This window comes from Actinacidiphila acididurans (assembly GCF_016918855.1).
In the GTDB taxonomy this organism is placed as follows: Bacteria; Actinomycetota; Actinomycetes; order Streptomycetales; family Streptomycetaceae; genus Actinacidiphila; species Actinacidiphila acididurans.
This window is the reverse complement of record NZ_JADKYB010000027.1, coordinates 21,896-44,061: the sequence shown is the minus strand read 5'-3', so window position 1 is coordinate 44,061 and position 22,166 is coordinate 21,896. Positions and strand designations below refer to the sequence as shown.

Annotated in this window: 17 protein-coding genes and 1 pseudogene; 7 read left to right on the top strand and 11 right to left on the bottom strand. The window is 74.6% G+C overall.

Annotated elements, in window-relative coordinates:
* Positions 1-85: 85 nt before the first annotated feature.
* On the top strand, positions 86-817 hold the full coding sequence (locus ITX44_RS34825; protein WP_307795629.1) for a Crp/Fnr family transcriptional regulator: 732 nt from the start codon (positions 86-88) through the stop codon (positions 815-817).
* Here the strand turns inward: ITX44_RS34825 and ITX44_RS34820 are convergent.
* The 8 genes from ITX44_RS34820 to ITX44_RS34785 all read right to left on the bottom strand — a co-directional run bounded on the left by ITX44_RS34820 (position 796) and on the right by ITX44_RS34785 (position 10,700).
* Positions 796-2,406 carry a hypothetical protein gene (locus ITX44_RS34820; protein WP_205362985.1) on the bottom strand — a complete coding sequence of 537 codons (1,611 nt, stop codon included), beginning with the start codon at positions 2,404-2,406 and terminating at the stop codon, positions 796-798. The two genes, ITX44_RS34825 and ITX44_RS34820, sit on opposite strands and share 22 nt — an antisense overlap.
* The gene (locus ITX44_RS34815; RefSeq protein ID WP_205362984.1) at positions 2,403-3,380 is read right to left on the bottom strand and encodes a protein phosphatase 2C domain-containing protein; all 978 of its coding nucleotides are present in this window, start codon (positions 3,378-3,380) and stop codon (positions 2,403-2,405) included. The genes ITX44_RS34820 and ITX44_RS34815 overlap by 4 nt, the downstream gene beginning before the upstream one ends.
* 1 nt (position 3,381) lies before the next feature.
* The gene (locus ITX44_RS34810) at positions 3,382-4,059 is read right to left on the bottom strand and encodes a vWA domain-containing protein (protein WP_205362982.1); all 678 of its coding nucleotides are present in this window, start codon (positions 4,057-4,059) and stop codon (positions 3,382-3,384) included.
* A 29-nt stretch (positions 4,060-4,088) separates the two neighbouring features.
* A complete protein-coding gene (locus ITX44_RS34805; RefSeq protein ID WP_205362981.1) occupies positions 4,089-5,786 on the bottom strand; it encodes a vWA domain-containing protein in 1,698 nt (565 codons plus the stop codon).
* A gap of 1 nt (position 5,787) precedes the next feature.
* Positions 5,788-8,082, bottom strand: a complete 2,295-nt coding sequence (locus ITX44_RS34800; protein ID WP_205362980.1) for a hypothetical protein — start codon at positions 8,080-8,082, stop codon at positions 5,788-5,790.
* Positions 8,079-8,846 (bottom strand): nucleotidyl cyclase domain-containing protein, encoded by a 768-nt coding sequence (locus ITX44_RS34795; RefSeq protein WP_205362979.1) that lies wholly within the window; start codon positions 8,844-8,846, stop codon positions 8,079-8,081. The genes ITX44_RS34800 and ITX44_RS34795 overlap by 4 nt, the downstream gene beginning before the upstream one ends.
* Before the next feature lie 104 nt (positions 8,847-8,950).
* Complete coding sequence (locus tag ITX44_RS34790) at positions 8,951-9,796, bottom strand: helix-turn-helix transcriptional regulator (RefSeq protein WP_205363113.1); 846 nt, start codon at positions 9,794-9,796, stop codon at positions 8,951-8,953.
* A 100-nt stretch (positions 9,797-9,896) separates the two neighbouring features.
* On the bottom strand, positions 9,897-10,700 hold the full coding sequence (locus ITX44_RS34785) for an SDR family NAD(P)-dependent oxidoreductase (RefSeq protein ID WP_205362978.1): 804 nt from the start codon (positions 10,698-10,700) through the stop codon (positions 9,897-9,899).
* A gap of 319 nt (positions 10,701-11,019) precedes the next feature.
* On the opposite strand from ITX44_RS34785, the gene efeU reads away from it, so the two are divergent.
* The 3 genes from efeU (at position 11,020) to ITX44_RS34770 (ending at position 15,406) form a co-directional block, all read left to right on the top strand.
* A complete protein-coding gene (gene efeU, locus ITX44_RS34780; protein WP_205362977.1) occupies positions 11,020-13,209 on the top strand; it encodes an iron uptake transporter permease EfeU in 2,190 nt (729 codons plus the stop codon).
* Positions 13,210-13,382: 173 nt separating this feature from the next.
* The gene (efeB, locus tag ITX44_RS34775) at positions 13,383-14,657 is read left to right on the top strand and encodes an iron uptake transporter deferrochelatase/peroxidase subunit (RefSeq protein WP_205363111.1); all 1,275 of its coding nucleotides are present in this window, start codon (positions 13,383-13,385) and stop codon (positions 14,655-14,657) included.
* Between the two features lie 107 nt (positions 14,658-14,764).
* The gene (locus ITX44_RS34770; protein ID WP_205362975.1) at positions 14,765-15,406 is read left to right on the top strand and encodes an SCO2400 family protein; all 642 of its coding nucleotides are present in this window, start codon (positions 14,765-14,767) and stop codon (positions 15,404-15,406) included.
* A gap of 68 nt (positions 15,407-15,474) precedes the next feature.
* Here the strand turns inward: ITX44_RS34770 and ITX44_RS34765 are convergent, their stop codons facing one another.
* Positions 15,475-15,912, bottom strand: coding sequence for a MarR family winged helix-turn-helix transcriptional regulator (locus tag ITX44_RS34765; protein WP_205362974.1), 438 nt, complete (start codon positions 15,910-15,912; stop codon positions 15,475-15,477).
* A gap of 177 nt (positions 15,913-16,089) precedes the next feature.
* Positions 16,090-16,650, bottom strand: a pseudogene (locus ITX44_RS34760) (TetR/AcrR family transcriptional regulator); the annotation flags it as partial.
* Positions 16,651-16,885: 235 nt separating this feature from the next.
* Between ITX44_RS34760 and ITX44_RS34755 the strand changes: the two are divergent.
* Positions 16,886-19,387 carry a glycoside hydrolase family 3 protein gene (locus ITX44_RS34755; protein ID WP_205362965.1) on the top strand — a complete coding sequence of 834 codons (2,502 nt, stop codon included), beginning with the start codon at positions 16,886-16,888 and terminating at the stop codon, positions 19,385-19,387.
* A gap of 17 nt (positions 19,388-19,404) precedes the next feature.
* Here ITX44_RS34755 and ITX44_RS34750 read toward each other — a convergent pair whose 3' ends face one another.
* On the bottom strand, positions 19,405-20,334 hold the full coding sequence (locus ITX44_RS34750; protein ID WP_205362964.1) for an SGNH/GDSL hydrolase family protein: 930 nt from the start codon (positions 20,332-20,334) through the stop codon (positions 19,405-19,407).
* A 256-nt stretch (positions 20,335-20,590) separates the two neighbouring features.
* On the opposite strand from ITX44_RS34750, the gene ITX44_RS34745 reads away from it, so the two are divergent.
* Together ITX44_RS34745 and ITX44_RS34740 are read left to right on the top strand one after the other, a co-directional pair.
* Complete coding sequence (locus ITX44_RS34745; RefSeq protein ID WP_205362963.1) at positions 20,591-21,085, top strand: DUF3145 domain-containing protein; 495 nt, start codon at positions 20,591-20,593, stop codon at positions 21,083-21,085.
* 128 nt (positions 21,086-21,213) lie between these two features.
* The gene (locus ITX44_RS34740; protein WP_205362962.1) at positions 21,214-22,116 is read left to right on the top strand and encodes an NAD(P)-dependent oxidoreductase; all 903 of its coding nucleotides are present in this window, start codon (positions 21,214-21,216) and stop codon (positions 22,114-22,116) included.
* Positions 22,117-22,166 lie beyond the last annotated feature (50 nt).

The window sequence follows — 22,166 nt, the reverse complement described above, 5'->3', positions numbered from 1 at the left end:
TGAAGCGGCTGGGCGGGTGCCTGGGTTACCCGGCCGGCCGGTCGCGATACGCGGCACGGCCGGCTGAGCGATGAGCGCCAGGGGAGTGCGGAAACCCGGTGACGGGGGCCGCGCGGGGGAGGGCTTCTGGTCGCTCCTGGACGACGCCGCCAGGCAGCAGTTGCAGGACGCCGGGCACGTGAAGAGCTTTCCGGTGCGCACCCATCTGGTGCGGCAGAACGAGGTCTCCGAGCATGTGTTCGTGCTGCGCCGCGGCTGCGTGAAGATCTACGCCGACACGGGCACCGGCTACCAGGCGGTCCTGGCCCTCCGCAACGACGGCGACCTGCTGGGCGAGCAGGCCGGGCTGGACCGGCAGCCGCGTTCGGCCTCGATCGCCGCGCTGATGGAGGTCGAGGCGCTGGTGATCCCGGCCGGCCGGTTCGCCGCGCTGCTGCGGTCGACGCCCACCGTGGCGTTCGCGGTGCAGCAGGTGCTCTCGGGGCGGCTGCGCGAGGCCGACCGGCAGCGCGCGGTGACCGGCTCCACCTCGGTCGAGGCCAGGCTGGCGGCACTCGTGCTCGACCTCGCCGGCCGTTACGGCACCGCCGCCGCGGGCCGTTCGGTCCGGATCGACCTGCCGCTGTCCCAGGACGATCTGGCCGGCCTGGTCCTCGGTTCCCGGCGCACCGTCGCCCGGGCCCTGGAGGAGTGGCGGCGGCTCGGCATCCTGACCACCGGGCGCCAGATGCTGGAACTTGCGCCGGGCGCGAGGGCGCAGTTGCGGACCCGGGCGGCCGGGGCCGGCCCGCCCGGTCACAGCTGGTCCCAGGAGTAGTCGGGCAGACCGTAGCGGTCGGCGACGGGGTTCCATTCGGCGACGAACGTCTTCTTCGCCTCGGTGGCACGGGCGCTGGCGTCCATCGCGTCGGAGAAGCCGGGGGCATTGGCGGTGGTGTCCGCGTCGCAGCCGTTCGTGGCCAGCCAGGACGCCCATTGGGCGAAGGCCCGGTCGGCTGCCATGGAGGCGTTCCAGGCGTCGGTCAGGTCGCTCACCGCCTGGCCGCCGCCGTCCACCGCGTCGACGTCCAGCCCGCTCAACTGCGTGGTCAGGTCGTCGCGCCGGCCGTAGGCGTGCCGGAAGGCGTCCGTGTCCTCGGTGAGCGAGGTGCCCCGGCCGCACTTCATCGCCGAGTTCACCGCCTGCTGGACGTGGCCGCGGGTGCCCGCCTGCTGCCGCAGCAGCGCGTCCAGCGCCGCGGCCTGGGCGGCCGGATCGGCCTGCGATGTGTCGGTGTCGGTCGTCCGTTGTGCGCCGATGGCCTCCGGGTCCGGCGGGGCGGAGGTGCCCCCCGAGTGCGTCAGGCCGACGCCCAGGACGACCGCGACGATCACCGCCACGAGGACCAGGACCGCTGTCACCCCCGCCCGCCCCTGCCGCGGGACGGTGCCGCGCTGCCCGAGCGGCTGGGGAGCGGCAAGGGGCGTGGCGGGCGCGGGCCGGCCTGCCGGGGCCGCAGCGCCGGGCACGGCCGGCGCGAAGTGCGGCGCGGCCGGCCGCGCGGGCACCCGGGACAGTGCCGGCTCCAGCTCGCCGAGCCACTCGCGCAGCGGGGGCCGCTCGCCGGGCGTGGCCGACAGGCCGAGCCGGGCCAGTTCGCCCAGGCGCGGGGAGACGGCGGCCAGCGCCGCCACGTCCCGGTCCTCCTGGTCGCCGAGGAAGAGCCGGACCGCCAGCAGGCTGAACTTGAACCGGTCCCCCGCGGGGGTGGCCAGCGGCTCCCCGATCGGCAGTTCCCAGCCCGGCGTCTCGGTCTGCCGCAGCACGCTGCGCCCGCCCAGCGCCATGGCGTCGCAGTCGATGAAGAAGCAGGACGGCTGCGGGTCCAGCGTGAACAGCAGGTTCTTCGGCGACAGGTCACCGACCGCGACGCCCAGCCGGTGCAGTCCGTCCAGCAATCCGGCCACGTTCATCAGCAACTGCAGGCGCTGCCGGTCGCCGAGGTCGATGCCGATCCGGTCGAGGTACGGCCGGGGGTTGAGCAGGAACTCGACACCGGCGATCTCCGGCTTGTCGGGCCGGGTGGCCAGCCGCCTGACGTACTCCTGCGGCACTTGACGCATCAGGAAACCCCGCACCGTGCCGTCGGCGTCCTCGACCAGCGCCGCCGGCCAGGCCGTGTGCTCGCACAGCCAGCGGCCCGCGGCGGCCTCCAGCGAGGGCACGAACCGGACCATGGCGTCGAGCGCCGCGGTGTCGGCCTCGCGCAGGGAATCCGGTGCGTACTGCTTGTAGGCCACCGGCCAGGACCCGTTGACCATGGCGCCCCGGATCGCCCAGACCTCGCCCTGGCCGCCCTTGCCGAGCAGGCGTTCCCGGTCCAGGCCGGCCAGGGCGACCGCCGGTGCGGCGTCGGCGCCGGTCACGGCGTGGTCCCGGGCAGCAGGTGGCGCGGCCAGATCGCGAGAAGGGTGCGGTCGTCGTCGAACGTCTCGCGCGAGAAGTCCAGCAGGTGGGCCAGGCCGCGGGCCGGCGGCGGGGTGCTCAGGTGGTCGTGGAAGAGCCGGCCGACCGCGCCGGTGCCGTCGCCCAGCGCGTCGCCGAAGCCGTCGGTGCCGACCAGCAGCACCGCCCCCGGCGGCAGCAGCGCGGTGGTGGCCACCACCGGTGAGGGCACCCGGGGCAGCGGGGTGACGGCCGAGGAGATCACCGCGTCGCCGGCCGAGAACTTGGTGGCCAGCAGCGGTTCGTAGTGGCCGGACCCCCGGTGCAGCAGCCAGGCCCCGGAGTCACCGGCCTGCACCAGCGCCAGGGACAGCACGCCGTGCTCGCGCACCTGGACCGCTCCGGCCACCAGCGTCGTGGCGTACCGGCGTTCGGCCTCCTTGCTCGCGGCCAGGGCGGGCCCGCCCGTGCCCGCCACCCGCGCCACCAGCTGGTAGGCGGCCGAGTCGACCACGTGCTTCCAGTCGATCGCGGCCTGGCCCGACTCCAGCTGGGCCAGCAGGTCGTCCACCGCTCCGCGGCAGGCCAGCGCCGCGCCCACCTGCGGCTGCTCGGCGGCCGACACCCCGTCGGCGACGGCGAACACCACGGTCCGGGTGGGTGCGTGGACGGCCACGGCCACGTCGTCCTCGCGGGGCCTGCCGCGGAACCGGTGCGCGTTGCCGCGCACCGACGCCAGCCGTACGGTCACCGCGTCGGTGGACCATCCGTCGTGGACGGTGTCCGGCCGGTACAGGGGACCGCCGGGGGGTCTGGGCTCGAAGTCCGCGGCCGGATCCCCGACCGGGACCGGCGCCCACGCCCCGGAGAGCGGGGGCGGCACCGGCCCGGGTCCGCCGGGGCCCCCGGCCCGGCCGTCGGCCGGCCCGGCGCTCACGGTGTGCGATTCGGGCATCTCAGATCACATCGATCGCCATGGTGAACCCCTCGGGCCGGTCCACGATCAACTGCGCGTCCCCGGAGGCCAGGCTGCGACCGGACTCCACCACGCTGCGGGTCAGCGAGCCGAAGAAGCCCGCGATGGACTGCCCGATGTCGGAGCCGGGCACCGACACGAACGCGAAATTGCGGTCGGTGGCGACGTCGAGCATCGTCCCCGCGTCGGCCTCGCCGATGCCGCAGGAGATGATGTTCGGGGCCGCCTTGGTCACGGACCGGTCGGTCAGCTTCCGGTGGGCGGAGCGCCAGTCCTCGTACGTGTTGGGCAGGCCGTCGCTCATGAAGAACACCGCCGGGCGATGCACCTGGTAGCCCTCGCCCTTGAGCGTGCCGACGTCGCCCGGCAGCCGGTCGAGCAGCGCGCTGAAGGCGGCCAGGTAGCTGGTGGTGCCGCGGGCGCTGAGCCGGGGAAGTTCGTTCTCCTGCCGCAGGTCCGCCAGCGCGATGCGGACCACCACGTCGTCGGCGAAGCCGAGGACGGAAAACCGTACCTTGGCCGCGGCCATGGGCTCGGCCAGCAGGGTGGTGTGCAGTGAGCGCAGGCCGTCGTTGAGGTCGTCGATGTACGGTCCCATGGACCCCGACTCGTCGGCGAGGACGTAGACGGGGAGCAGATTCCCGCGGTTCTCGGGCACGTGACTGATCCTTATGTGTGACGAAGGCGTCACCGCTGGTCCGCGGGCACCAGGCCCTGCGGACACTCGGCGACCAGATCGGGGTGGCCGGCCAGTACGGTCCGGCCCAGGTGCAGCAAGGTGCTCTGCAGCAGTGCCGACAGTGCCCGGGCCTGGTCGGCCGGGTGGCTGCCGGGAGCGGCGACGAACGCCAGATTCGGGTCGGAGGCGATCCGCAGCATCGCGCGGCCCTCCGACTCTCCCAGACCGCAGGCGAGGACGGTGGGCGCGTAGCGGTGCGCGGCCAGCTGCTGCCGGACGTCCGGCCACTGCGTGCCGTCCCGCGGCGGGGCGGTGGCCACGAAGAACACCACCGGCCGGTGCACGCTGCCGCCGCCCCGCTTGAGCAGATCCACGTCGCCCGGCAGCAGGTCGAGGAGTTTCTCGAAGGCCGCCCCGAACCGGCTGTCGCCGCCGGTGGCCAGATACGGCACATTGGTGGCCCAGGTGAAACGGGTCAGCGGCAGCCGCAGGTCACCGTTCTCGGCGAACGCCAGCACGCACACCCGCAGGCCCGCCGCCACGTCCGGACTGGTGGACAGGGCGGTGTGCAGGGAACGCAGCGCGTCGTTGAGACCGTCGGCGAAGGGCGCCGCCGACTGCGAGGCGTCGAGGACCAGGTACACCGGCACCGCGGCGCCCGTGACGGCGTCCGGCCCGCCGCCCGGGGCCGCGCCCGCCGCCACCGTGCCGCCCCAGGAGACCGGCGCCGCCGCTGCGGCGCCGCCGCCCACGGCCGAGGCCGCCGCCGGAGGCAGCCCCACCGGCGGCGCGGCCGGATTCAGCCCGCCCAGCAGTCCTTCGCGCAGCATCAGCAGGTCGGGGCTGCGCAGGATGTCCTTCTCCACCAGGAACCTGAACATCGCGTCGTGCCGCTGAGTGCCCAGCTCCGCCCGTGCCACCTGGGCGGTCTCCCAGTCCGTCAGCAGCTGGGTGGCCCGCACGGTGTCCTCCGGGTGCTGCACCAGGTGCTGCCGGATCAGCCCCTCGATATTGAGCGCCATGCCGGACAGCGCCGCCGCGCGCTGCTTCTCCCGCCCCAGCTCGCCCTCCTGCTTCATGTCGGCGATGGCCTGCCGGGAGCGCTCCTCGGCCACCGCCGCCTCGTGCCGCCCGCGGCCCACGGTGAGTTCGCGGTCCAGGCCGGCCAGCGTCTCGATGTACTTCCGCGCGGCGGCGTCCGGCTCCAGGGTGACCGCGCAGTGGAAGACGGTGATGCCCTCGGGCAGCCTGATCTCCTGGGCGAAGACCTGGTTGATGTACTCCTCGGCGCGGTCCGCCTCGTCGATCGCGAACCGCCGGGCGTGGCTGCGTACCGTCTGCGTGACGTGGCCGTAGACCACCGGCAGCGCGTCCGCGACATTGCGCCGTACCACCTCCTCCGGGTCGTGCACCCGGAAGCCGATGTCGACGGTGGCCTCGAAGCGGTGTGCCTGGTCGGAGCAGGGCAACGGGGTGTTGCGCATCTCGGCCCGGCGCCGGTGGTCGCTGACGTCGACCGCGTACCGCGTCCCGCCCCTGCCCAGCAGCTTGTCCCACAGCGTCGCCGGGGACTTGGTGCCCACGGTGAGCCTGCCGTCCGCCGACAGGTGGACCACGGCGACACTGCGGTGCTCCCGCCACCAGGCGTCCTGTTCCTCCGGCGGCACCGCGTCCAGGCTCAGGATCAGCGGCAGCGTCGATTCCATGTCAGACCTTCTCCCGTTCCAGTACCTTGCGGACCTCCCACGCCACCAGGGGCAGAGGCACCAGCTCGTCCCGGCCCACCCACTCCTGCGCGCAGGCGCGGACGATCGCCGCCGACCGCGGATCGCCGTACACGATCCCGGCCACCATCGCCAGGAACGACTCGCGCAGCTTGTCGTCGCTCTCCGCCAGCGCCGCCCAGGTGCGCAGCACGTGCTGGGCCTGCTTGTTGAAGTGCGCCTGCGACAGCGCGTCCCGCCACAGCACCAGCAACGGCTCGCGCAGTTCCGGCTGATCGGCCGTCAGGTACAGCAGGGCCGGCCAGCCCTCGCCCGGCGCCATGCCCGGCCTGGTGCCGTCCACCAGCAGCGCCGAGGCCACCACGAGGAAGGCGAGCAGACTGGTCGGCCGGGCCTGCGGGTCGTTCACCCGGGAGCGCAGCACGCCCAGCACCGGCAGGGCCAGCCGGTAGTCGCCGGCGATCAGGTCGGAGCAACTGTTGCCGATGGCCACGGCGACCTTGACGTTGTCCACCACCGCCAGCCGGGCCAGCAGGGCGAGGTTCTGCCGGCTCCCGGCAGTCAGGGGGCTCAGCCCGTACACGCGGGCGGCGGTGGCCTGCCCCATCGGCCGCCCGCGGTCGGCGAACCACACGCCGACCATCGCCTCGATGTCCGGCAGCAGGCCGGGGTCGCGGCTGCCGGCGGCCAGCGCGTAGCCGGCCGCCTCGCGCAGCCGGAAGTCCTGGGCGAACGCCCAGTCGGCCAGCAGGCCCTCGCCCAGGTACCCGAAGGCCGACGGCAGCAGCCCGCCCAGCGCCACCGCCGCGTACACCCGGACCTCCTCCGAGCGGTCCCGCACCAGTTCGCCGAACCAGTCCAGCAGCACGTCCTGCCCGGCGTACTGCGACCAGGCGTGCGCGAGGACCTGCCGCGGGTACTGCGGGTCCTCGTACTCCAGGCAGCGCGCCCGCGAGTCGGCCGGCCGGCCCGCGCCGGACCGCGGCGCCGCGCCGGGCGGCACCCGCCGGGCGCGCAGCCGGGCCAGCAGCCGCCGCATCGGTACGGCGAACGGATCGCGGCCCGGTACGGACCCGTAGCGGGGCTCGCCCGGATCCGGCTGCGCCGGTGCCAACGCGCCGTCCATCCGGCGCAGCAGCGCACGCGCGGCCTGGGCCACGTCCTCCTGCGGCAGCCCGTTCAGCACGGCCAGCGCCAGCGCGAAGGCCCTGACGAAAGGATCGGCAAGCCCCTCGGCCCAGATCTCGAAGGCCTCCAGGTCCTGGCGGGCCAGCCGGTCGCGGATGCGGGACGTGTCGACCGCGCCCGAGCCGTACTCCTCCTCCAGCGCGATGGCCAGATCGGCGGCCGCCTTGCACGAGGTGCGCGCGGCGAGGTGCGCGGCCACCAGCTCCTCCACCTCGGGCTCAGCCAGCAGCAGCCCGGCCGGCCCGGCGCCCAGCCGCCAGTCCAGATGGCGCCGCACCAGTGCGCGCGTCGACGGCGGCAGGGTCAGGTCCACCACCCCGGACAGCAGTTCGCTGTCCGCGAGGTCGGTGTCCGCGACGGTGACCACCATGACCGCCCCGGCCGTGATCAGCGCGGTCTGCAACCGGTCGTGGATCTCGCCGCGCAGATTGCGCGCGTCCGCCGGGCGGTCCAGCAGGAAGCCGGCCCCCGCCTCGATGCCGATGCCGCCGCCGGACTCCGCGGCATCCAGCCGGTCGGCGAGCGAGGCGAAGTCGACGCCGCTGTCCAGGTGGTAGACCGGCCCCCGGCAGGCTCCGATGAGCAGCCGTACGGCGGTGGCGGTCTTGCCCAGGCCGGCCGCGCCGCGCAGGATCACGATCCCGTGGCGGCGCAGCGCCTCCCTGGCGTCGTCGGCGCCGGGCGCCTCCTCGTACGCGAAGCGGACCCGTTCCACCAGCAGCGGCGACACCGGCCGCAACCGGTCCCGCTCGCCCCCGAGCAGATAGACGTACTTGTCCCCGCCGACCACGTCGCCGTCGACGTTGGCGAAGGCGTTCCGCAGGTGGTCGTAGCGCTGCGAGCCCTGGCCCAGCCGGCCGGTGGCGGCGCTGGCCTCGTCGCCCGGGCCGACCCGGTCGTGCGGCGGGTCGGCCGGCTCGCCGCCCTGGGCGCCGCCGCCGTCGCCGGCGGCCGGCTGCGGGTCCGGTTCGGGTTTCGGGCCCGGTGCCGGGCCGTTCTGGGGAGCGGGCGGTTCGGGCCGGGGCGGGGCCGCTCCCGGTGTCCCGCCCGCCGCTCCGGCTGCCGCCGGGGGCGGAGTGGGAGTGCTCATCGGTGGTCCCGGCCCGGCGCGTGGACGTGCTTGTCCCCGCCGACCACGTCGCCGCGCACCTTGCCGATGGAGAAGACCGGGCCGGAGCCGTGGGCGGCGGGCGGGGCGGCCGGCGGCTGCGCCGCGTCCGGGGCCGCAGGACCGCGGGTGGCGTCCGGCGCGGGACGCGGCAGTTCCGGCGGCGCGCTGTAGCCGGGGACGGTCACCCATCCGCGGATCGTCTCGCCGTGCTTGGTACGGAAGCTCAGTGGCGCGTACGCGGCCGGGTCGATGCCGCGGTGACCGGGCCGGACCACCGACTCGTACACCGCGGCCGAGACGGCGAACGCCAGCCGGCCGCGCTCGGCGGCCCGCAGGGTCTCGCGCAGCGGCTCGGCGTCCACCAGACGGCAGGCGGTGTTCACGGCGTCGCCGGACCACCCGTGATCGTCCTCGGCGGCCAGCCCCTGGTGCATCGCCAGCCGCAGCCGCAGGGTGCGGTTCGAACCGAACAGCGCGGCTTTCTCCTGGAGTCCGTCGTCCAGGGCGCGCACGAAGGTGCCGGCCAGCCGCACCGGCGGCACCGTCGCGGGCACCACCATGAGGGCGCCGTCGCCGCGGTCCTCCGTCGTCACGCCGAACCCGGCCAGACCGGCCTGCTCGAAGGCGTGGTCGACGATGTCGTACATCTCGGCCCGCAGCGACCGCTGGACCGGGTCGGTCCTGGTGCTGAACCCCTCCATGTCCAGCGCCAGGATCCAGTGATGCAGTGGTTCGGATGCCATCGAGCCTCCCCCGTGAACCGCCGCCGATGACTCGGCTGGTCTTGTCCTACGGCACGGCTCGAACCCCGTCTACGCCAGATGGCACACAGCGCCCGGGCGCCGGTTCACCGCCCCACCGGGCGGACCCCGAGGGTCGGGAGGAGCTGGAGCTTCTGGTAGGCCTCGGTGCCCGGGATCGCGGTGTAGACGAGGAGGGCGAAGGTGTGGTCGGGGTCGTGGAGGGCCTGGCACTGGAGGTCCAGGACGCCGAGGTCGGGGTGGGAGATCCGCTTGTCGTCGGACAGGCGGCGCAGGCCCACCTCGTGGGCCCGCCACAGGCCGGCGAACTCCTCGCTGCGTTCCAGCAGCTCCGTCACCAGGGCGGCCGCCGGGGAGCCGGTGCCGCCCTGGCGGGTGTACGAGGCGCGCAGGTCGGAGACGAAGAGGCGGCTGTGCCGGGGGCGGTCCTCCGCGGGGTAGACCAGGCGCGTGGCCGGGTCGGTGAACCAGCGGTACCAGAAGCTGCGCTCCCGGCCGGTGTGCGCGGTCTCGTCACCGAGCAGCGCCTTCGACAACTCGGTCTGCGCGAGGGTCTCGGCCAGGCCGTTCAGCACCTGCGCGGGCGTGTCGTCCAGCCGGTCCAGGATCCGCATCAGGCCCGGCGGCACATGGTCGCCGTACCCCGTACGCCCCGGCGCCGGGCGACCGGCCATCTCGAACAGGTGGTTGCGCTCGGCCACCGACAGCCGCAGTCCCCGGGCGATGGCCGAGAGCATCTGCTCCGACGGCTCCGGCCCCCGGGCCTGCTCGATCCGGCCGTAGTAGTCCGCCGACATGCCCGCCAGCGCGGCCACTTCCTCCCGCCGCAGCCCGCGCGTCCGGCGCCGCGCCCCCCGCGGCAGTCCCACGTCCTCCGGTTGCAGCGCCTCCCGCCTGCTGCGCAGGAAGTCGGCCAGTTCCAGGCGATCCATGTGCTCCATCCTCTCTCCCGCCGTGCCTTTCCCCGAGCCGTCCGTGGCGGTGGGCCCGGCGGGTCGCCGGGTGGGCGCCGGGCGACCCGCCGGCGCGACGTCAGAGCAGGATTCCGCCGGACGCCTCGATGCGCTGGCCGTTGATCCAGCCGGAGCCGTCGGCGAGGATCGCGGCGATCGCGCCGCCGATGTCGTCCGCGACGCCGACCCGGCCGAGAGCGGTCACCGCGTCGAGCTGGGCCCGCAGCTCGGGGGTGTTCTTGATGACGCCGCCGCTGAAGTCCGTGGCGACCGGCCCGGGGGCCACGGTGTTGGCGGTGATGCCGCGCGGCCCGAGCTCCTTGGCGAGGTAGCGGGTGAAGACCTCGACCGCGCCCTTGGCGGCGGCGTACGCCGAGCTGCCCTCGAAGGTGAAGCGGGCCAGCCCGGTCGAGATGTTCACGATCCGGCCGCCGTCGGCGAGCAGCGGCACCAGGGCCTGGGTGAGGAAGTAGACCCCGCGGATGTGGACGTCGAACACCTCGTCGAAGTCCTCCGGGGTGACCTCGAGGAAGGCCGCGTGGTGGCCGTGCCCGGCGTTGTTGACCAGGGCGTCGAAGGTCTCCCGGTCCCAGCCCTCCTTCAGCACGGCGCGGAACTCCTCGGCGAAGGCGGCGAAGTCCTCGATCCGGCCGGTGTCCAGCTTCAGCGCGTACGCGGTACGGCCCAGCGCGCGGGCCTGCTCGACGACCGCCTCCGCCTCCTCGGGGTGCGAACGGTAGGTGATCACCGGGTCGATGCCCTGCTCGGCCAGGTGCAGTGCGGTGCTCCGGCCCAGGCCCCGGTTGGCCCCGGTGATCAGGGCGATCCGGGCGGGGCGGGTGGTGTGCTCGGTTGCGGTCACGATGCTGTGTCCTTCATTCATGTCTCCGGCCGCCGCGCCGGGTGCGCGGCTGCGGCCGGATTCCGTATGTCCCGTCCTCCTCACCCTGCGCCGCACCGATCCCCGGATGAAGGCCCGGTCCATCCGGGGACAAGTTGTCCTCCCCTGGGGTCCCGCGGACGGCCCCGCTCGAGGTCCCGGCCCCGCCGCCGGCATGTGACCTGGGTCCCATCCCGCCCCCATAACCGAGAAATGTCCGCCCCCCGCCGTGCATTGTTAGGTACGCCTAAGCTAAGTTGTCCGTCGCGGTGCGGTAGGCGTGCCGCCGACGACCGGGGCGGGCCCGGGGAGGACAAGAGCCATGTGGGACGACGCGTTTCCGAGCTTCCTGATCGGGCTCAGAGAAGGTCTTGAAGCCGGACTCATCGTCTCCATCCTCGTCGCCACCCTGGTCCGCGGTAACGCCAAGTCCCGGCTGCCGCAGGTCTGGACGGGCGTACTGGCCGCCATCGCGCTGTCCCTGAGCTTCGGCGCGATCCTCACCTTCACCGCGGCGAACCTGTCGGCCACCGCGCAGGAGGCGTTCGGCGGCACGCTGAGCGTCATCGCGATCGCCTTCGTCACCGCGATGGTGTTCTGGATGCGCCGCTCGGCGCGCAGCCTGTCCGGCGAGATCCGCGAGAAGGTGACCGCGGCGCTCGCCATGGGCGGCAGCATGCTGATCCTCACCTCCTTCCTGGCGGTGGCCCGCGAGGGTCTGGAGACCGCGCTCTTCCTGTGGACCACCGCGCGCGCCGCCGGCGAGTCCTCCGGGCCGATGATCGGCGCGGGGATCGGCCTGGTGCTGGCGGCCGGCCTGTGCTGGGGCCTGTACCGGCGGGTGCTGAAGATCAACCTCACCCGCTTCTTCACCGTCACCGGCATGGTGCTGATCGTCATCGCCTCCGGCGTCCTCGGCTACGGCCTGCGCGACCTCCAGGAAGGCGGCGTACTCCCCGGCAAGACCGCCTTCGCCTTCGACCTGAGCGCCCACATCGACGCCGGCTCCTGGTACGCGGCCCTGCTCCAGGGCGTGCTCAACCTGACCCCGGCCATGACCTGGCTCCAGGTCGCCGGTTACGTCGCCTATCTGGCCGTGGTGATGACCCTGTTCGTCCGCGGCCTGCGCGTCCCCGCCCCGGCTCCCGCCCCCCGGGCGGCCCGGGGCGAGGCCGGCGCCGAGGCCTCGGCGGCCACCGTCGAGGCGGTCGCGGAGGAGCCGTCCGGGGAGGCGCCCGCGCCCGCACCGGCAGCCGCGGCGACCCCCGCGGCCGACCCACCGGCCACCGCGAAGCCCACCGAGCCCGCCCGCAAGCCCGCCACTGGATCCCCCGAGCCGCCGCCGGTCCGCCGTGCCCGCCCGGTGTGGCTGGTGCCCGCGGCCGTGGTCGCCGTGCCCGCCCTGATCGCCGGCCTGGTCGTGGCCTTCAGCGGGGGCAAGCCGGCCGCCGCGCAGACCGTGGCGGTCTCCGAGAACGACTGCGGCAAGGGCTTCAGCGCGCCCAAGCCCGGCCGGCAGACCTTCCAGATGCACAACACCGGCAACAAGGCGTCCGAGGTCTACCTGATCGACCCGTCCAGCAACGCCGTCTTCGGCGAGATCGAGGGCCTGGCCCCCGGCACCACCCGCGACCTGGTCGCCACGGTCGGCACCGGCACCTACGCCTGGCGGTGCGTGCCCACCGGCGGCAAGGCGGTCACCTCCGCCTCGGTCCGGGTCAGCGGCGGCGGCACCACCAAGGCCGTACTGCCGCTGGCCGAGTCCGAACTCCAGCCGCCGCTGACGGCGTACAAGGCGTACGTGGACACAGGGCTCGCCACCCTCCAGGGCCAGACCGCCAAGCTCCAGGCCGACTTCAAGGCGAACAACCTGAACGCCGCCAAGGCCGACTGGCTCACCGCGCACCTGACCTACGCCTCGCTGGGCGCCGCCTACGGCACCTTCGCCGACTTCGACGCGAAGATCAACGGCCGCAAGGACGGCCTGCCCGGCGGCGCGGACGACAAGGACTTCACCGGCTTCCACCGGATCGAGTACGGCCTGTGGCACGGCCAGTCCGCCGCTGAACTCAAGCCGTACGCGGACCGGTTGGCGGCCGACGTGACCGGGCTGCGCAAGGCCTTCCCCACCCAGGACTTCGACCCGTCGGACCTGCCGCTGCGCACCCACGAGATCCTGGAGAACACCCTGCAGTTCGAGCTGACCGGCGACACCGACGAGGGCAGCGGCAGCAACCTGGCCACCGCCGGCGCCAACCTGGCCGGCACCAAGGAACTGCTCGACGTGCTGCGCCCGCTCATCACCAAGCGCGCCCCGCAGCAGCTCACCGCCGTCGACACCGACATCACCCGCCTCCAGGGCCTGCTGGACGCCGCCCACAAGGGCGCCGCCTGGACCCCGGTGGAGTCGCTGGACCCGATGACCCGCGCCAGGATCAACGGCGCCACCGGCCAGCTGCTGGAGGACCTGGCGCCGATCCCGGACCTGCTGGAAATCCGGAAGTCCGCCTGATGCCCGGCCGCCCCGACCCGAGCGCCGAGCCGACGCGGCCGCGCCCCCGTACCACCCCGAGCCGTACCGAAGGGAACCCGCCCATGTCCGCCGACTTCCGCCCCGAGGACCATCCCGGCGTCCCGGCTCACCCGGGGATCCCGGGGCACGAGGGCCTGACCGGCACCTGCCCGATGGGCATGGGCGCCGGCACGGGTACGGGCGCGGGCCGCAGGTCGTTCGTGAAGACCGCGCTCGGCGCGGGCGCGGGCGCCGCGGTGCTGGCCGGCGGCGGGGTCGCGCTGACCTCGGCGGTCGGCGGCAGCACCGCGCAGGCGGCGGACTCCGACCCGCGGGGCCAGTCGCCCGCGGTCGCCTTCCACGGCCCGCACCAGGCCGGCATCACCACCCCCGCGCCCGCGGCGGCGACCTTCGTGTCCTTCGACGTCATAGCCGACACCAAGGCCGAACTCGCCGACCTGCTCAGGACCATCACCGAGCGGGCCCGGTTCCTCACCGCCGGCGGCACCCCGGTGGACCTGGGCGTCGGCGCCCCGCCGTCCGACAACGGCATCCTCGGCCCGGTCGTCCCGGCCGACGCGCTCACCGTCACCGTCGGCGTCGGCGCCTCCCTCTTCGACGACCGGTACGGCCTGGCCGCCGCCAAGCCGCGCCGCCTCGCCCCGATGCGCACCTTCCCCAACGACAACCTCCAGGACGCACAGTGCCACGGCGACCTGAGCCTGCAGATCTGCGGGGGCAGCACCGACACCGTGCTGCACGCGCTGCGCGACATCGCCCGGCACACCCGCGGCGCCATGCAGATCAAGTGGCGCATCGACGGCTTCCAGAACGCCCCGCGGCCGGCCGGCGCGCAGCGCAACCTGCTGGGCTTCAAGGACGGCATCGTCAACCCGGACGTGTCCTCCGGGCGCGAGATGGACCGCCTGGTGTGGGTCACCGACGCGCTGGGCGAGCCCGCGTGGGCCACCGGCGGCAGCTACCAGGTGATCCGGATCATCCGCATGCTGGTGGAGTTCTGGGACCGGGTCTCGCTCACCGAGCAGGAGAAGATGTTCGGCCGCCGCAAGGACACCGGCGCCCCGCTGGACGGCGCGGTGGAGACCGACGCGCCGAACTACACCAAGGACCCGCAGGGCAACGCGATTCCGCTGGACGCACACATCCGGCTGGCCAACCCGCGCACCGCCCGCACCGACGACTCGCGCATCCTGCGCCGCGGCTTCAACTTCGACCGCGGCATCGACGACGTCGGCAACCTCGACATGGGCCTGGTCTTCTGCTGCTACCAGCAGGACGTGGTGCGGCAGTTCGAGGCCACCCAGACCCGGCTGATCGACGAGCCGCTGGTCGACTACATCTCCCCGGTCGGCGGCGGCTACTTCTTCGTACTGCCCGGCGCGCGCGACAGGAACGACTGGCTCGGCCGCGGCCTGCTGTCCGCCTGACGGACCGCCGGCCCGGGCCGGAAGCGGTGGAGTTACCGGGCAAAGGCATGTCAAGCGGGATGCCCGGGTTCCGCTCCGACCTGGGCTTCCTCTAAGGTCCGGGCCTCATGGACTACTGCTACGCGTGCCGGCGTCACCTCAACGGCGCGTACTCGTGTCCGGGCTGCGGCACCCCCGCGGACCGGCTCGTGGCGCCCGGGGCGGCCGAGACCGCCGGGCTGCCCTCCGCCGGGGAGGCCGCGGACGAGCAGCCCTCGACCGGTGGACGGGCCGCGCGCAGACAGCGCGGCCGCCAGGAACGGGCGCGGCGGTCCAGACGCGGCCGGCAGCGCGCCGCGGTGTACGGGGTCGGCGCCGTGGCGGTCACCGGGGCGCTGGCGATGTTCTCCATGGCCGCGCTGTCCGGCGGCCCGGGCGGCTCGCGCACGCCCGCGCCGGGGCTCACCGACCTCTCGCCGCTGCCGCCCAGCGGCGCGCCCTCGCCCGACGACGCGGGAGCGGTCAGCACGGCCCCCGGCCACCACCACGCCTCGCCCTCGCACTCGGCGTCCGCGTCCTCGGTGTCGCCGTCCGCGGCGCCCACCGCCACCGCGACCCGTACCCATGTGCCGGTCCGCCCCCCGGTGACCACCACCGGCACGGTCCGGCCCCGCCCCACCACGGCCCCGCCCACCAGCGCGCCCCCGTCCTCCCCGCACCCCTCGCCGACGGCCACCAAGTGCCATCAGGTGCTGTGGTGGTGCCAGTAGCCCAGTAGCCCAGTAGCCCAGTAGCCCAGTAGCCGGTAGCCCAGCCCGGCAGCGGGGCCGCGTACGGGTCAGTCGTTCGGGCCCCAGGGGTCCACCATGCGGTGCAGCAGGTCGCGCAGCACCGTGCGTTCCCGGTCGGAGAGGGCGGCCAGCGGCTCGCCGGCGAAGTCCAGGGTCTCGCGCACCTTGGCGGCGGTCTCCCGGCCCGTCTCGGTGGCCACGGCCAGCTTGATCCGGCGGTCGGCCGGGTCCGGGCGCCGCTCGGCCAGCCCCTGGGCCTCCAGCCGGTCCACGATGCCGGTCACGTTCGACGGCTCGCACTTGAGCCGGTGGGCGATCCGCCGCATCGGCATCGGCTCGCCCGACACCAGGGCCAGCACCCGGGCCTGGGCCCCGGTCAGGTGGTGGACGGCGGCGGCCGCGTCGTACTCCTGGTAGAAGCGCTGCACCACGGTGCCGATGAGGTCGACCACCTCGGCGGTCAGCGGGTCCATGCGGCGGGTCATACGGCCAGGTTACTGCGGTGTTTGACGTGTCGAACCTTTCGTGCCGCCGGCGGTGCCGCCCCCGGCTTCCGGGTCTGACACCGCGTCACGGCCGTCGGTGCCTTTTCCCGGCGGGGTGTCCCCGCCCGGGCCCTCCGGCCGGGAAGGGGCGTCCCCGGCTTCCGGCGGAGGCGGCGCGAGCAGGGTCAGGAAGTCGCGGAAGGCCGCGGGCATGTCCACCTCCCGCGGGTCGAGCAGCCACTGCACCTGGAGCCCGTCCACCACCGCGGCCAGCAGGGTGGCGGCCCGCTCCGGGGTGAGCCCGCCCGGCAGTCGGTCGCCGTAGCGGGCGCGCAGCACTTCCGCGCCGCCGTCGCGCACCCGGGCGTACCGCCGGCGGAACCATTCCTGCGCCGGGTGCCCGTCGGTGACGCTGTCCCCGGCCAGCACGGTGAACGCCTGCACGATGCCGGGCCGGGTCGCGTTGTAGTCGACCAGGTCCGCCACCACCTCCAGCGGCCAGGTCCGCTCGTACAGCGCCGCGGCGGCCATGTCCCACTGGTCGCGCGCCTCCAGTACGGCCACCAGCAGCGCCTCCTTGGTGGGGAAGTAGTGCATCAGGCCCTGCTGGGTCAGCCCCACCCGTTCGGCCACCGCCGCCAGGCTCGCGCCCCGGTAGCCGCGTTCGGCGATCACCTCCGTGGCGGCCTGGATGATCTCCGTGCGCCGGCTGCCGCGGTCGGCCCGTGCCCTCGTCATGGCCTGACCCCCTTTCCGCGTACGATGGCGAGCCTACAAGATTACGAATCAGCAACTATGCCTACCGGCCGGCAGGCGCCGGGCCCGCCCCGGGCGCAGGATGACGGCGACCATTGGCCACGGCTTCGGTACCGCCGTCCGCGGCGTCGGTGCGACCGGGGCCGTACGGCGTCCGTCGCCCGAGGGCGGCGGCCGCGCACGGAGTCCGGGGCGGCGAGAGGACGGGACGGGGACGATGACGCCGTACGAGCGGGGCGCGCAGGCCGAGCGGGAGCGGGCGGTGGAGGTCGCGCTCGGCACGCTCGATCCGGCGGCCAAGGCACGGCTGCTGGGCGGGCAGGACATGTGGAGCCTGCCGGCGCTCGGCGCGATCGGGCTGGCCTCGCTGGTGATGTCCGACGGCCCGGTCGGGGTGCGCGGCCGGCACTGGACCGCCGCCGACCCCTCGGTCGCGCTGCCCAGCCCCACCGCGCTGGCCGCCGCCTTCGACCCGGAACTGGCCCGCCGGGCCGGCCGGCTGCTCGCCCAGGAGGCCCACCGCAAGGGCGTGCACGTGCTGCTCGCCCCCACTGTCAACCTGCACCGCAGCCCGCTGGGCGGCCGGCACTTCGAGGCGTACAGCGAGGACCCGTATCTCACCGGCGTCATCGCCACCGGCTACGTGCTGGGCGTCCAGGACGGCGGTGTCGGCGTCACCGTCAAGCACTTCGTCGCCAACGACGCGGAGACCGACCGCTTCACCGTCGACAACCGGATCGACGAGCGGGTGCTGCGCGAGCTGTATCTCGCGCCCTTCGAGGCCGTGGTCACCGGCGCCCGCCCGTGGGGCGTGATGGCCGCGTACAACGCCGTCAACGGCACCACGATGACCGAGCACGGCCCGCTGATCAACGGCGTGCTGCGCGGCGAGTGGGGCTTCGACGGGGTGGTGGTCTCCGACTGGCTCGCGGCGCGCTCCACCGTCGGGGCGATCCGCGGCGGCCTGGACATCGCCATGCCCGGCCCGCACACGGTCTACGGCGACGCGCTCGCCGCCGCCGTGCGGGCCGGTGAGGTGCCCGAGGCACTGGTCGACGCCGCCGCCCGCCGGGTGCTGCTGCTGGCCGCCCGGGCCGGGCTGCTGTCCGGCACCCCGGCCGCGGTCGCGGTGGCCGACCGCCCGGACGGCATCGACGGGGACGCGCTGGCCCGCGAGATCGCCCGCCGCGGCACCGTGCTGCTGCGCAACGAGGTCCGCGGGAGCGCTCCCGTGCTGCCGCTGGCGGGGCCGTTCCACGGCTCCGGCGTCGCCGTCATCGGAGCCGCCGCCCGCGACCCGCGCATCCTCGGCGGCGGCTCGGCGGAGGTCTTCCCCGACCACGTGGTCTCGCCGCTGGAGGGGCTGCGCACCGCCCTGCCGGACCGGGTGCCGGTCTCGTACGCGCTCGGCGCCGGCACCGGCGACGAACTCCTCCCCGCCGGGCACGGGTTCACCCTGCGCGCGGTCGCCCGGGACGCGGCCGGCGCCGAACTGGGCGTCGTACGGCTGCCCGACGGCCAGGTGCGGTGGCTCGGCGAGCTGCCGGCCGGGGTGCCGTACGAGCGCCTGCACACGGTGGAGATCCGCGGCGAGTTCGTGCCCCGGGTCACCGGCACGCACCGGTTCGGCACCCGGGGGGCCGGGACGTTCACCCTGACGGTCGACGGGCGTGAGCTGTTCGCGGGGGACCAGACGGTCGGGCAGGGCGACCCCTTCGAGGCGTTCTTCGGCGCGCCCCTGGAGCGCGGCACGGTCGACCTGGTGGCCGGGCGGCCGGTCGAGGTGCGCCTGGGCTGCGCGCTGCCGCGCGGGCTCGACCTCCCGTTCCCCGCCGTGGGGTTCGCCCTGCTGCACGGCGAACCCGTGCGGGACCCCGAGGAACTCCTCGCCGAGGCGGTCGCGCTGGCCCGCGCCGCGCACACCGCCGTGGTGGTGGTCGCCACCACCGAACGCGTCGAGTCGGAGGGCTTCGACCGCGCCGACCTTCGGCTGCCCGGCCGGCAGGACGAACTCGTGGCCCGCGTCGCGGCCGTCAACCCGCGTACGGTCGTGGTGGTGGGTTCCGGCTCGCCGGTGGAGATGCCCTGGCGCGAGGACGTGGCGGCGGTGCTGCTGACCTGGTTCGGCGGCCAGGAGGCCGGGGCGGCGCTCGCCGACGTCCTGACCGGCACGCACGAGCCGGGCGGCCGGCTGCCCACCACCTGGCCGGCCCGCCTGGCCGACGCCCCCGTCACGCGCGTGACGCCGGAAGAGGGCGAGCTGCCGTACGAGGAGGGGCTGTTCATCGGCTACCGCGCCTGGCAGCGCTCGGCGGCACTGCCCGCCTACCCCTTCGGCCACGGCCTGGGCTACACCACCTGGGCGTACGAGTCCCTGACCGTGACGCCGGCGCCCGCCGGCTCGGACGGCCTGGCCGTCGCGCGGGTCCTGCTCCGCAACACCGGGCAGCGCCCCGGCCGCGAGGTGGTCCAGGTCTACCTCGCCCCGGACCCCACCGAGCCCGGCCCCTGGGAGCGGCCCGAGCGCTGGCTGGCCGGCTTCGCCGGGATCACCGCCGGGCCCGGCGAGACCGCCGAGGCGATCGTCACCCTGCCGCGCCGCGCCGCCGAGGTCTGGTCCGGCGACGGCTGGACGGCCGTCCCGGGCCGTTACACGGTCGAGGCGGCCCACAGCGTGGCGGACGTACGGCTGACCGCCCGGTGGGACGTCACGAAGTGAGCGCCCGCGGACCGCGGTCAGCCCGCCGGAGCCGGCGCCGTACCGAAGGCCACCGCGGACATCAGGCGGGCCAGTTCGGTCTGGCCTTTCTCGTTCGGGTGGAACCAGTCCCACTTGCTCAGCTCGTCGGGGGTGAATCGGTAACCGAAGACGGCGCCGTTGTCGTAACGGCAGCGCTCGTAGTTCGCGCACACCTGCCGGAGCACCCCGTTGTAGGCCACCACCCGGTCGTACACCCGGGTGCGCCGGGCCTGCGCCGAGGCACTGTGCGAGTCGGCGTCCTTGAGCATCGAGGGGCACAGCCCGAGCCGCCAGAGCTGCTTCTCCAGCGGGTTGGTGACCCCCACCGAGTACAGCCGCCGCAGGTCCGGTACGGAGGCCACCAGCACCTGGGTGGCGGGCAGCACCTTGTGCAGGTAGGCCAGGGTGGCGCCGAAGGCGGACCGGAAGGCGTCCACCGTGGTCATCGCGCCGGCGGTGGCGGCGCAGGCGTCGTTCGCCCCGATCAGCACGGTCACCATGGCCGGCCGGTACGCGGCGGCCGCCCGCGCCTGGCCGGGCAGGTCGGCGACCCGCGCGCCGGACTCGGCCAGGTTCCAGCCGCGGGTGGCCGGCCCCGCGGCGGTCAGTCGCTGCGTGAGGCTGTCGATCCTGGTCCGCGAGCCGGTCGCCCAGGACACCTCGGGGCAGTCCGCCAGCGGCGAGCAGGCGTCGAAGCCGCGGGTGATGGAGTCGCCGAGGGCCGCCACCGACGCCGGGTGCACGTCCCACGGCCGGGCCGGCCGGGCCGCCTCGGGCAGCGGCCGCCGCTCGGTGCCGTTGGAATGCGAGATCTGTGCGGTGGGCGTCGCCCGGCCGCCGGCCGACGGCGAGCCGCCCAGCCCGCATCCGCCCAGGAGAACGGCCCCGGCGGCCAGTGCGAGGCCGCGGCGCAGCAGTGGTCGCATCCGGTGCTCCCCTCCGACGAGTGGGTGACATCTGGTCTCAGCCCGACCGTACGTCACTCCCTCAAGGACGCCGCACGGTAGCTTTTAGCCTGACACCCGGAAGATCTGACGGGAGGCCGCATTGACCGCGTGTCATATGTGTTTGTTGTCCCGTTTGAGATGAATACTGCAGAATGCTGAACGTTGCCCCGGGTGCTACCGGTTCGAGGGTGAGGCCGCTGGGGAAGGCGAACCTCGTCCCACACTGGAGGTACCGGTGACGACACGTGGAGTTCTGTACGTGCACGCCGCGCCGCGCGCGCTCTGCCCCCATGTCGAATGGGCCGTCGCGGGCGTCCTAGGCGTGCGCGTGACGCTGGACTGGATCCGCCAGCCCGCCGCCCCCGGCACCTGGCGCGCCGAGTTCTCCTGGCAGGGCGAGCCCGGCACCGCCTCGAAGCTGGCCTCGGCGCTGCGCGGCTGGCAGCTGCTGCGCTTCGAGGTCACCGCCGAGCCCTGCGCCACCGCGGAGGGCGAGCGCTACAGCGCCACCCCGGAACTCGGCATCTTCCACGCCGTCATCGGCATGCACGGCGACATCCTCATCCCTGAGGACCGGCTGCGCGCCGCCATGCAGCGGGCCCGCAAGGGTGAGGGCGACCTGGAGGCCGAACTCGACAAGCTGCTCGGCAAGCCCTGGGACGACGAGCTGGAGCCGTTCCGCTACGCGGGTGAGGGCGCCCCGGTCCGCTGGCTGCACCAGGTCGTCTGACGGCCTCCGAAGGCCCCTGACGGCCCCTGAAGACCTCTAGCCCCTCTTCCCGCCGCCCTCGGCGACCCTTCCGCAGGTCCCGCTCGTGCCCCGCCGGGATTCCCCGCCGCCGGGCATAGCCTGCCGTCATGACTTCCTCCACCTCCACCCCCCTCACCGTCGCCGTTCTCGGCACCGGCCTGATGGGCGCCGCCATGGCGCGCAACCTGGCCGCGGCCGGTCACCGGGTCCGGGCCTGGAACCGTACGGCCGCGCGTGCCGAGCCGCTGGCGAAGGACGGCGTGACCGTCGCCGCGGACCCCGCCGAGGCCGTACGGGACGCCGACGCGGTGATCACCATGCTGCTCGACTCCCCGCAGGTGACCGAGGTGATGCGGGCCGCCGCCCCGGCGCTGCGGGAGGGCGCCGTCTGGGCGCAGATGAGCACCGTGGGACAGGAGGCCCAGGCCGCACTGGCCGCGCTCGCCGGCGAGTTCGGGGTGCTGTACCTGGACGCCCCCGTGCTGGGCACCAAGTCGGTCGCCGAGAGCGGGCAGCTCACCGTGCTGGCCGCAGGGCCCGCCGCCGCCCGGCCGGTCGCCCAGCCGCTGTTCGACGCGGTCGGCCGGACCACCCTGTGGCTCGGCGAGGACGGCGGGCAGGGCCCCGCCAGCGCGCTCAAGCTGGTCGTCAACGCCTGGGTGCTGAACGTCACCCACGGAGCCGCCGAAGTCATGGCCCTGGCCAAGGGGCTCGGCGCCGACCCGGACCGCTTCTTCGAGGCCATCGACGGCGGCACCCTGGACCTGCCCTACCTGCACATCAAGGCCGGCGCGATCCGCGAGGGCGACTACACGCCCAGCTTCACCGTCGAGGCCGCCTGGAAGGACGCCCGGCTGATCGTCGAGGCCGGCCGGCGGGCGGGGATCCAGCTCGACGTCACCGCGGCCGGCGCCGAGCGCTTCCGGCGCGCCGCCGAAGCGGGTCACGCCGACCAGGACATGGCCGCCTCCTACTTCGCCAGCTTCGACGGGGACGACTCGGGCCGGTAACCGTGAAGAAAAGCAGCGGTGGGGGCGGGCCCGGACCGGGCCCGCCCCCA